Source organism: uncultured Nitrosomonas sp. (genome assembly GCF_902826915.1).
Classification (GTDB): domain Bacteria; phylum Pseudomonadota; class Gammaproteobacteria; order Burkholderiales; family Nitrosomonadaceae; genus Nitrosomonas.
Map to the genome: position 1 here is coordinate 1 of NZ_CADEGP010000085.1, position 10,807 is coordinate 10,807.

A 10,807-nucleotide genomic window follows, 5' to 3' on the forward strand; every position below is an offset into this window, starting at 1 on the left:
AGGCTACACCGCTTTCTCCTCACTTGTCATACACCAGAAATAATCATAGCTCGGACGAACCCGATAATCTAATAAATTAAGGAAGCTCTGAAGAAGGAGGAAAGTGATAGTCAGGAAAGGCGAATTAAAAGAAAGGCGCTGTTTATACGTGGTAAATGAGCATTTCGAGCTTAATTTAACGTATCCTGACCAAGTTTCGAGTACAGTAGTTTTTTCAGAAGTTCTTAAACAAGCTAAAATTAAGATCCTGTCGTTACTTCAATTTCACAAATTTCATCGGTATTATTCGTGCCCCCACATTCACCAAATTTATTATCTTTGGTTAAAGTAAACGTACCTGAATTTCCACCGTTGATATTATATTGGTAATCCCCAGCACTTAAGCGATATACATCCAATTGAATGACTCTAACAAACTCTGTAATGTCTGCAGTGCATAGCTGCCCTTGCGGAATTGGGTTTACAGAGACTTGTATATCAAACGAGTTTTCTTTTCTACCTGTATTGATTTGCCCAAATTCGCCGCATGTAAAATCACCCGTTACTTGTAAAAAAACCTGCGTTGGAAAAGAGTCATTTATAACAAATACATCGACAGACTTAATTCTTGGATTAGAAGAATTAAATTGAGCTGGATCAACTTGTTGTAGAACCCAAGCATTCAACTGTGGATCAAGTTTCAGCACCGCATCTTGATAATTCCCGATCTGATCTGGTGTGTCGACACGTGGAATTGTCAAAATGCCATTCTCATAACTAGGCACATTATTATTCGAAAGATTTGTGCTATCCGCTACCCCATCATTAACAATTGTCATGGCAACACAGTTGCATAAAATCAATGCTGTGGCAAAAAATCTTTTCTTAATCATTACTAGCTCCTACAAATAAAGACAGAGCGTTGTGAAACTTAAACGCTCTGATAAGTTTATCTTATATATACAGCAGACTTTACCATTGTTGACTAATGAAACGTGAAGTTGCTCCAGTTAATGGAGTTCCGTTAGTGTTTGTAACTGTTCCTATTGTTTCAGTATTTCTTAGAGCCGTATAAAGAGATGCTGCAGTTGGAGCTGTATTACATAAAGTGCCTGCAGCTTGACACGCTATAGCAAAAATGCCAGAAATATAAGGCGCCGAAAATGATGTTCCACTATTTGTTACAGACACCCCATTATAATTAAAGAGTGCCACAGATTCCCCTGGAGCAAAAGCAGAGATATTTGTTCCTGTGCGTGAGAAAGAGGCTTTTACGTCTTTGCCGCTAGAGATGACAGCATTGGGGTTAGGTACAGAATTGCGAATCCAATAGAAGCCGTTCGCATATCATTAGGTTACACAACAAAAACTATACTTAATTCGTCGAGTATATGCTTAATTCTAGATCTGAAAAATAATGTGAAGTTAGCTGAGATCAATTGGTATTTTGAAAGTGACTCCGAAGTTTAAAGCTGGCGTTGTCCGATTGATTGATCAGACGATTGAGCGTGTTGAGCTTTGATCAATTTCTTGTTGTCTTTGTAGTTCCCACATACGCGCGTAGTTACTGTTCATGGTAAGCAACTGCTGATGCGTTCCACGCTCAATGATGCGTCCATGATCCATGACCAGGATTTGATCAGCATCAGCAATGGTGGATAATCGATGGGCTATGGTTAATGTTGTTCGGTTCTTTGCAATGCGTTTTAACTCGACCTGAATCCGTTTTTCTGAATGTGAATCCAGCGCTGATGTGGCTTCGTCAAAGATCAGCATGACCGGATTTTTTAGAATGGTGCGGGCGATGGCTACGCGTTGTTTCTCACCGCCCGATAGTTTTAAGCCGCGTTCGCCGACGATGGTTTCATATTTCTCAGGAAGGCTCTCAATAAAATCATGAATATGCGCTGATCTTGCGGCTGCGTAGACGTCATCCGCCGTGGCATCCGGGCGCCCATAGGCAATGTTGTAATAAATACTATCGTTAAATAACACCGTGTCTTGCGGTACGATGCCCATGGCAGTACGCAGGCTTTGCTGGGTGACGTCACGGATGTCCTGATCGTTGATCAGAATGCGGCCCGACTGTACGTCATAAAAACGGAACAACAAGCGGGCCAGTGTGGATTTCCCTGAGCCACTGTGACCTACAACGGCGATATTTTGTCCGGCGGGGATATCAAAGCTGACATCAAACAGAATTTGACGATTGGGTTCATAGCTGAAATTGACGTGATCAAAATGGATTGCTGCATTGTTGGCGTCGAGTATTTTGGCCTCGGGTTTGTCCTGAATTTCCTTGTTTTCCTCCAGTAAGGTAAACATGCGCTCCATGTCTGCGAGTGAGTGCTTGATTTCGCGGTACACAAAACCGAGGAAATGCAATGGCATATAGAGTTGCAGCATAAAAGCATTGATCAACACCAGATCACCCAAAGTCATATGGCCGTCAATGACCTGATCAGCTGCCAACAGCATGAGCAGTGTGACGCCTACAGCAATAATTGCGCTTTGTCCTGCATTAAGCGTTGCCAGCGAAGTTTGATTGCGTACGGCGGCCTTTTCCCATGATTGTAAGTGCTCATCGTAACGCCGGGCTTCCCAGGATTCATTACCAAAATATTTGACCGTTTCGTAATTCAGCAAACTGTCGATGGCTTGCGTATTGGCTTTTGAGTCCATATTGTTCATGGTGCGGCGGAAAATCATGCGCCATTCGGTGACGATCAGTGTCAGTGAGATATAAGCCAGCAAGGTCGAGACAATGATGATGGCAAACCAGATGTCATACTTGCTGATGAGTATGGCTAATACTAGCCCGATTTCCAGCAGTGTCGGCAGAATATTAAACAGCATAAAATTCAGCAGGAATGAAATGCCACGCGTGCCACGTTCGATATCGCGTGAAACACCACCAGTTTGCCGTTCCAAATGAAAACGTAACGACAATGAATGCAGATGACAAAATACTTTGTTGGCTACGCGCCGGATTGCCCGTTGCGTCACTTTGGCGAAGATGGCATCGCGCAATTCACCAAATAGAGTACTGCACAGACGCAACACCCCATAACTCATCAGCAAAAAAACGGGGAGTACCAGCTCAGCACGCGCCTGATCCAGAGCATCGACAATTTCCTTCAGAACCAAAGGGACGGAAACATTGGCTAATTTGGCCAATACCAGCAGACTGAGCGCTAAAATAACCCTGACTTTAAATTCCCATAAATAGGGTAATAGTGAAGCAATTGTTTTGAAATTGCTGCGAGTGACTGCTGGCTTCTCAAGGCGAGTAGGGCGCATCAAATGTTATTTTGCGGGCAAATTAAAGTAATAATAAATAGGTAATCGAGCATCCGGATAAAGTGACAACGCCGAGCCAGCACCAAATCCACATCAATTTTCCCGGACGATGCTGATCGGGCATGTCTTTACTAAATACGGCCTGCATGTTTAATACGGCGAAAATGGGAGCCGCTACGAAAGATACTACAGTGGCAATTTTGACCAAGTCGCGCATTGAAGCGAGATAAAAGAACAGGATGAATAACGTTCCTGTAATGATGATCAATAGCCAGATCAGATAGGTTTTCTCATTGTTCAGCGGTGATTTTTGGGGAAATATCAATGCTGATGCGGCGCTGATTGAGCGCGGGAAAGCGTCGAGTACGGTTAATGTGGTGCTGAACATGGTCGCTAATGCTGCGATGGCAACAACGGGATAAGCCCACTGACCTAACGCCTGTTGGTACATATCAATCAATTGTCCTGCAAAGGCCGCGCCTCCAGCCGCGAAAGGGATATTGCTGCCGTACATCACCAACGCACCCAATAATAGAAAACAAATCGCTAAAAAAGCCGTTCCAATATAGCCCACTCTAAAATCGAATAGAGTATCTTGCATGCTGGTTAACTTACCCGCACTTTCATTTTTGCTTTGAGCCCAAATGGAATGCCACACAGAAAGATCAAGAGGGGCAGGCATCCAGCCAAGAAATGTTGCCAGAAAAATTAAATGCACGGTGTCAGAAAATGAGAAAAATACAGTTGCAGATTTATGGTGCCCCGGATTGTCAAATAACAGCATAATCACAGCAGCAATCGAAGTGACCGCAAGCACTAGGATAATAATTTTCATTAATTTATCCAGAAGCTTGTAGCGGCCACTGATCAACAAGATCAAGGCAAACAACAGCAAGATGCTGCTGATAATAAATGCAACTATTTGTGGATCATGCCCACCCAGCCCTTCGAGACCGAAAATGTTCGTTATTAAGCCCGCGGTTACTACGGTAATAGCGGCTTGAACGATGAACATGGTTGATATCGATAGGAGCAAATAGAGCCAGATGGCCCACTTCCCCAGTTTTAGATATCCGTGCAAAATATGCTGCCCTGTTGCTGCGGTATAGCGCGGGCCAAACTCAAAGAAAGGATACTTGATTAAATGAATAATAATAATCGCAATAATTAACTCAAATCCAAACATGCCACCGGCTTGAGTGGATTGAACCAGGTGAGAAACTCCCACAGCTGCGCCAGCATAGAGCAATCCAGGCCCTAGGCGTGAAATAAAATGACTAAAAAGTTTGTGCAGTGACATCGCTCGTTATTTCGTAGGCAATAGGGATTGTGCTCTCGGTCAACAAAACTTGCTTTCCGGTTTAGTTGATGAATAAAAATTATTGCTGATCATCTTGAGTTCCTGAATTATCGGCGGTAAGGTAACACATGTATGGATATTTTGCTTCTCAACTGCGCAGTTGAAAGTATCTATATCTGCAGCAACAATCTAAACCTAAAATACTTAGCTGGGACAATTATGGAGATTACTTGTTATCGTGATCCTGAGATCCATCGGGAGACTCGCAACTTGCCGGCAAATACATATAATCTAGCCATCACGTTATTAACGCGCTGTTCAACCCGGCATTTGTTTGTGCCTATCCGCGCGATGCAATATATGGCCATTGTCGATAACGATGAGTTTGTGTTTATAGATGGGGAGCGTAAATGCTGGGTTGATATCGCTTGGTGCAATTTCAGGCGAGAAGATCGTGATGCGTTGAATCAGCCGGTCATTTATGATGCAATCTATTATCGTGAGAACATGTCAGAAATTATGACCCGATTGCAAAGGGAATTGCCCCTTGCGTTGCAGACCTTGGCCAGCAAAGCTAAGTTGGACGGCCCGGCGCGAATCTTGCATTTTCCGACAAACCGCTAATCATCTTCATCCAGCTCGGTATCCCAGCCTTTTTCTTTCGCACTTGCAATGGCTTGTGCGTATAGTTGTGCATGTCGTTCACGTAATTCATCGGGTAAGCGGCTTGGCAGGTGTGCATAAGGCTCCCAGGCGGCATAGACTTTTTCATATAAAGATTGCATTTGCGCACCACTCCAGCCTGTGCAAGTTTCGGATTCAGGCAAAATGCCGAACACCCAAGCATCACGCACGATGCGACCCAAATGGGTGAGACCTTCATTTTTATCTTGGTCAATACCTACATATATTTGTTCTATCATCGTGTTAATCTCATTATTGTCGGTGTTATATACAACTTTCACTTAGCGTTTGGTTGTGTCAGTCTTGGGTTTCGTATCAAAGCGTTGCAGTATATGATGCGTCATGTTTTTAGCAAGCTCCTCTTCGCTAAAAAATACGGTGCCAACATTATCCTTGCGTAGCAATGCCGTTTCATCCTCATTGCGAGTGCGTAATACAATTTCGATTGCAGGGTTTAAGGTGCATGCAGTATCAATCATTTGACGAATATTTAATGGATCGGGGACTGCAATGACTAGCATCGCCGCATCGGTTATATGCGCCTGAATTAATACCGAAGGTTCTGTCGCATCACCGGATACCGCATTAATGCTTTGTTTTCGCAAATCCTGTACCAGCTCACGATTTTGTTCTGCAACTACAAACGGAATATCTTGATCTTTTAGTGCCTGCCCAACGCGCTCACCTACGTGACCATAGCCGACGAGAACAACCTGACCCTGCAGGTATTTGCGTTCGGTACTCATGGGTAATTCAGCATACGGATCATCGCGACTTTCATATTTGCGCGCCACGGCAGAATGTTTCAAGATCCAACTGCGGATAGGCACAATAACCGCGAAAGCGATCGGATTAAAAGCGATAGAAATCAACGCGCCAGCGAGTACCAGGCTCATTCCTTCGGCGGGCATTAATTCAAGTGACAGCCCCAATCCTGCCAGAATAAATGAAAATTCTCCGATTTGTCCGAGGCTGGCCGCTACGGTTAATGAAGTATTGAGCGGATAACGCAGAATCAGTACCAGCAACATGGCTGCTATTGATTTGCCCACAATAATAATCGCGACGACTGCTAAAACCCGCATAGGCTCATCGATCAATACGGCAGGATCAAACAACATGCCTACGGAGACAAAAAACAACACTGCAAAAGCATCGCGTAGCGGCAGGGATTCTTCCGCAGCGCGATGACTGAATTTTGATTCGCGCATCACCATGCCTGCAAAGAAGGCGCCCAATGCAAACGACACATTGAATAATGCTGCGGCGCCATAGGCAATACAAATAGCAGCGGCGACAACCGCCAGCGTAAACAATTCGCGCGAACCCGTGCGGGCAACCTGCCATAATAGCCAAGGCAGCAAACGCAGTCCAACAATAAACATGAAAGCAATAAAAGCTGAAACCAGTAGCAAAGTGATTCCAATCGTTTGCCACAAAGGATCCGCCGCAGTTTCAGTGCCACTTGATCCGCCCAGCATGGTAGCAAATGAAGGTAGCAATACCAGAATCAGAACTGTGACTAAATCTTCAACAATCAACCAGCCGATCGCAATGCGGCCGGTCATGGTTTCCAGCAATCCCCGTGACTCAATTGCTTTTAGGAGTACGACTGTACTGGCACAGGATAGTGATAAGCCCAGTACTAATGCTGCACCGAAATCCCAACCCCACCAATCGGCCAGGGCGATACCCAGTAGAGTTGCAACAGTCATTTGCACTATCGCGCCCGGCAAAGCGATACGCTTGACAGCTAATAGATCATTCAAAGAGAAATGTAATCCGACACCAAACATCAGTAACATCACACCGATTTCCGCTAATTGCGCAGCAATGCCGATATCTGCGACAAACCCGGGTGTTGCAGGGCCGATTGCAATTCCGGCCAATAAATAGCCAACCAGTGCAGGGGTTTTTAATTTTTCTGCAATAAAGCCAAAAATCAAAGCCAAACCAAAACCTGCTGCAATCGTAGTAATCAGGGTAATGTTATGTTCCATTCAATTCAGGATCAGGTTAGATAAATGAGTGTATTTGGATTCAGAAAAACTTCAAGGTGCTTCAACTTCAATCATGTCATTGGGGATCTCATCCAATAAAGCGGGAGTGTTTAAAAATTTTTCAAATTCGGTGCGCTCTTCCTCGATAGCTTCAAGGATCTGCTGCTTAAATTCTTCGCGCGAAAATGCTTCTTCAAGCATCAAGAGCAATTTCTCGACGGTTAATCCAATAGTGATCCCGCCAATGATACCACCGATGGCCGCGCCAATGGCTGTGCCAATGCCGGGAATGAATGAACCCAACGCCATTCCGGTTGCGGCGCCAGCTGCGGCTCCGCCTAAAGCGCTGACTGCTTTACCGGCGGTTACTTTGATCAAAGCTTGTGCGCCTAGTTTGATGATGCCTTTCCCGGCGACTTTCGCTGTGATCTTGCCGGCAATCGCGCCGGTGATTGCACCCGCGGTGCCTATGCCACCGGAAATCAGCATGCGATTTTCCAAGTTAACAATCACACTGTGCGTAGGCGGCTCTTTCAGCGCGCTTAGTGAAGCCTGACGGACAATATCAAGTTGCGAATTATCGATGCGATCGACGCGGTTTTCAGAGAGTATTCGCTCAACTTTCTGTATATGCTCAGCGCGCAATTGCAGATTATTGTGCAGCACGTTCTCAATGGACTGTTGTACCGGCCCGAATGCATTGCCTTGCATTAGATAACCCTGCAGCTTCTCGGCCATCCAGTTTTCCAATACGCCGGTAGCAAGCGCTACAATACGTTCATACTCACCTGGCAGGCTATAATACCAATCGAGATAATCATCCACATTGTCAATCATTTGCTTAAACCCAAGATCGGTAGCTTTGCGCAATTGATCCAGTGAAGTTTCCAGATTGAGCAAACTTTCGAGATAAGCTTGTTCAATCTGCTCCGCAGTTCCGGGTCTGTAGTAATCATCTCCTATTTTCTCCACCGTTTGCACGACAATTTGCTGGGAGGTGCGAACTTCTTCCATAGTTTTCGGATTAGATCGCATCCAGGCATCGACATAGACAGTTGATGGCACGTAAATGAAGAAAACAAAAAAAGTAGCAAACGCTGCTGTGATTCCCCAGGCCCAAGGTGAAACTGCCGGTGGATCATCGCTATCCTGTATCGGAGCGAATACACGGCGATATTCGTATAAAGGAACCATGAAGCTGGAAACGCCCAAGGCTACATTGAAGAAAAACACTAAGCTACCCAGAAAAACTGCGCCTAAATAAAGCATATTGCTGAATGAGTGCAAACTACTGAGCGCATAGCGCTTCACGCCTTCGATAAAACCCAGTAACCGATTGGTTTCAAGAATCAAAATGCTGTTTGTGGTTCCATCCAATTTCTGGCTTTCCGTTGCGACTGCTTCAGTCAGTGATGCATATTGACGATTTATATCGATATGGTTAATGGACACTACAAAAAATATCGACATAACCAATGAAGTTACCCAGCGTGACCAGGATAAAGATTTATGCACGGCAATGTATGGTTTGTATTCACGTGCAGCCAAGGGGAAGAAAACAGCATAAATAGCCGCGAATACGGGGATTACAGCAAAAAATGCGATCCATTCCCGTTTATCAGCTGAGCCGAGATAAAACAACAATAGAAATGCAAAAATGACTGACCACAGCAGCCACCCGATATACGCTAAAATTCGTCGGGTGAATAACCAATGCAAGATACCGAGCTTCTTGAATTGACTGGAAAGATAAATTCTTTGTATTGTCACCGCATAAATGGCGGCAAAGTAAATGGGTAAGCCAAATAGGAGCGTTACCAGCAAGGCAAACCATAATTGTTGATCCGGAATTAATCGTCCGAAGAAGTAAGCAAATGCAAGCCAGCTTGCGGAAAATGCCAGATAACCAAGCGCTGTTATAAAGCTAAAATTTTTAAACGCTGAAAACACCGCTATGATTCCTTCATGATCGGCAACCGGAGATAAATTTGAGCTGTAACAGGATGGTATAGAGCCTGATAGCCTGCTGATAGTAGACTTTATTGACTACTGACTGTCAAGATATTGATGAAGCAGGGACACTACTGCTCCGTTAACATTTAATAAGCCGTTGAGAAACTAACTGCATTGCCACTGCGGTGTTAAAAAGGAGTCTATTCAATGCTTGCAGCCAGATCGGTGGCCAGTTTTTCCAAGACAGCTGATTCCTCTAGACCGTTAATGAAACGTTTTGGAATATTCGATAAACCAGTTTGAGCACCTGCCAGCGTGCCGGTAAGGATGGCGCGTGCCTGGTTCTGTCCGCCGCCATTAACCGCATGAAGGACGGCTGATTCGAAGTCATTATGAAAACGAGCCGCCAGATAGTAAGCGGCCGGCAGCTGATGATAAATGGCGCAGGGCATGCCATATACAATGGATACTTTCCATGCTGGCTCGATACGGATTTCAGGGTCCGCAGCAGCTGCCGCCATGTATGACGGCGTGAGCAGAGCATCCGGCGAGGCGAAACGGCCTGCATGGGGTGGATCCGGATCACCGGGCTGCGGATTTTGCAGATTACCTCGCGTTACGACATGAAAAGGCAATCGGCTATTCTTGGTTAATGTCATTAGCCTGCTCGAAATCTCTGTGTCCAGTTTATGTCCCTGAACTAAAAGGCTCAGTACAGCTCCGTATGCAACCGTCATCGAGACGATAGTCTCATCGGATTGTGTGAGCAGGGTATTCTCGGTAATGGCTGAAGCAAGCTGTTTGGGATGTAGCGCATAACGCACCGCGATGGCAAGCGTGCGTTCTATCGCTTCGGTGGTGTCTGCATTGCTGCCGGTTTGTTCCCAGGATAACTTCTGTTGCACGCGCTGCTGCCAGACTTTACGAATGGATTGACTGGTATATCCCCCGGGTCCGCAGACAGGTGTTCCGTCCAGTAACGGAAACAGCGTTTCATCCATGCGTCGGCAAAAGTCGGTCTTGTCATAGCCATTACACTCAATAAGCGATCGTAGCATCAGAGTCAGGATGAAGCCGGCCTGCGACAATTGACCGGCTTTCAGGCCCGGATGATACCGGCCGGGTTTGGGATCCGTATAGTCGTCGATCCATGGTCCGTAATCACGATGAAGTTCATCAAGATTGTAATACCAGTGCGGGCCAAGCGCCAGAGCATCTCCGATAAAAGCGCCCATGATGGCACCGCGGGCGCGGTCTTGAAGGTTAACATTTGACATGCGTAATTCCGTTATTTATAGTTGTTCAGTTGATGTTTCTTATAGTTCTATTTTCTGCGTGAGGTAAGCTGACGCGCCGCAGTACGAAGAAGCTATTTAAAAATAGCCTAGCAGAGTTTCAGGCTTATCGAAAATATTATTTGTATTAATTGTGAGTCCATAACTTTATTGTGGAGCAATCTACCCAGCGATAAACAAACCAACAATATTCAGATGGTCTTATTGTGAAAGTTAACGGAACAGTAATGAGGTCAATTCTAGAGCTATGATTATTTCTGGTGTATGACAAGTGAGGAGAAAGCGGTGTAGCCTGT

9 protein-coding genes are annotated in these 10,807 nt (G+C 45.2%); 1 reads left to right on the forward strand and 8 read right to left on the reverse strand.

The window, feature by feature from the left end; all coding sequences use genetic code 11:
- Positions 1 to 239: 239 nt before the first annotated feature.
- The 4 genes from QZV86_RS12295 to QZV86_RS12310 all read right to left on the reverse strand — a co-directional run bounded on the left by QZV86_RS12295 (position 240) and on the right by QZV86_RS12310 (position 4,579).
- Positions 240 to 872 (reverse strand): hypothetical protein, encoded by a 633-nt coding sequence (locus QZV86_RS12295; RefSeq protein WP_295628596.1) that lies wholly within the window; start codon positions 870 to 872, stop codon positions 240 to 242.
- Between the two features lie 79 nt (positions 873 to 951).
- Positions 952 to 1,194, reverse strand: a complete 243-nt coding sequence (locus tag QZV86_RS12300; RefSeq protein ID WP_295628600.1) for a hypothetical protein — start codon at positions 1,192 to 1,194, stop codon at positions 952 to 954.
- Positions 1,195 to 1,473: 279 nt separating this feature from the next.
- The gene (locus QZV86_RS12305; RefSeq protein WP_295628620.1) at positions 1,474 to 3,279 is read right to left on the reverse strand and encodes an ABC transporter ATP-binding protein/permease; all 1,806 of its coding nucleotides are present in this window, start codon (positions 3,277 to 3,279) and stop codon (positions 1,474 to 1,476) included.
- Positions 3,280 to 3,301: 22 nt separating this feature from the next.
- Positions 3,302 to 4,579 (reverse strand): divalent metal cation transporter, encoded by a 1,278-nt coding sequence (locus QZV86_RS12310; RefSeq protein WP_295628603.1) that lies wholly within the window; start codon positions 4,577 to 4,579, stop codon positions 3,302 to 3,304.
- 270 nt (positions 4,580 to 4,849) lie between these two features.
- Here QZV86_RS12310 and QZV86_RS12315 point away from each other — a divergent pair, with 270 nt between their 5' ends.
- The gene (locus QZV86_RS12315; RefSeq protein ID WP_366925704.1) at positions 4,850 to 5,203 is read left to right on the forward strand and encodes a hypothetical protein; all 354 of its coding nucleotides are present in this window, start codon (positions 4,850 to 4,852) and stop codon (positions 5,201 to 5,203) included.
- On the opposite strand, the gene QZV86_RS12320 is transcribed toward QZV86_RS12315, so the two are convergent.
- From QZV86_RS12320 to QZV86_RS12335, 4 genes are all read right to left on the reverse strand, one after another.
- Positions 5,200 to 5,502 carry a hypothetical protein gene (locus QZV86_RS12320; protein ID WP_295628608.1) on the reverse strand — a complete coding sequence of 101 codons (303 nt, stop codon included), beginning with the start codon at positions 5,500 to 5,502 and terminating at the stop codon, positions 5,200 to 5,202. The two genes, QZV86_RS12315 and QZV86_RS12320, sit on opposite strands and share 4 nt — an antisense overlap.
- A 42-nt stretch (positions 5,503 to 5,544) precedes the next feature.
- Entirely contained in the window at positions 5,545 to 7,263 is a 1,719-nt protein-coding gene (gene ybaL, locus QZV86_RS12325; RefSeq protein WP_295628611.1) for a YbaL family putative K(+) efflux transporter, read from the reverse strand.
- Between the two features lie 51 nt (positions 7,264 to 7,314).
- On the reverse strand, positions 7,315 to 9,213 hold the full coding sequence (locus QZV86_RS12330; protein WP_295628614.1) for a hypothetical protein: 1,899 nt from the start codon (positions 9,211 to 9,213) through the stop codon (positions 7,315 to 7,317).
- A gap of 203 nt (positions 9,214 to 9,416) precedes the next feature.
- Entirely contained in the window at positions 9,417 to 10,493 is a 1,077-nt protein-coding gene (locus QZV86_RS12335) for an ADP-ribosylglycohydrolase family protein (protein WP_295628617.1), read from the reverse strand.
- Positions 10,494 to 10,807: the final 314 nt, after the last annotated feature.

Excerpts from the sequence above, each read along its gene's own strand:
- QZV86_RS12295 (WP_295628596.1), bottom strand. The coding sequence starts at position 872 with ATGATTAAGAAAAGATTTTTTGCCACAGCATTGATTTTATGCAACTGT.
- QZV86_RS12305 (WP_295628620.1), bottom strand. The coding sequence starts at position 3,279 with ATGCGCCCTACTCGCCTTGAGAAGCCAGCAGTCACTCGCAGCAATTTC.
- QZV86_RS12310 (WP_295628603.1), bottom strand. The coding sequence starts at position 4,579 with ATGTCACTGCACAAACTTTTTAGTCATTTTATTTCACGCCTAGGGCCT.
- QZV86_RS12320 (WP_295628608.1), bottom strand. The coding sequence starts at position 5,502 with ATGATAGAACAAATATATGTAGGTATTGACCAAGATAAAAATGAAGGT.
- ybaL (WP_295628611.1), bottom strand. The coding sequence starts at position 7,263 with ATGGAACATAACATTACCCTGATTACTACGATTGCAGCAGGTTTTGGT.
- QZV86_RS12335 (WP_295628617.1), bottom strand. The coding sequence starts at position 10,493 with ATGTCAAATGTTAACCTTCAAGACCGCGCCCGCGGTGCCATCATGGGC.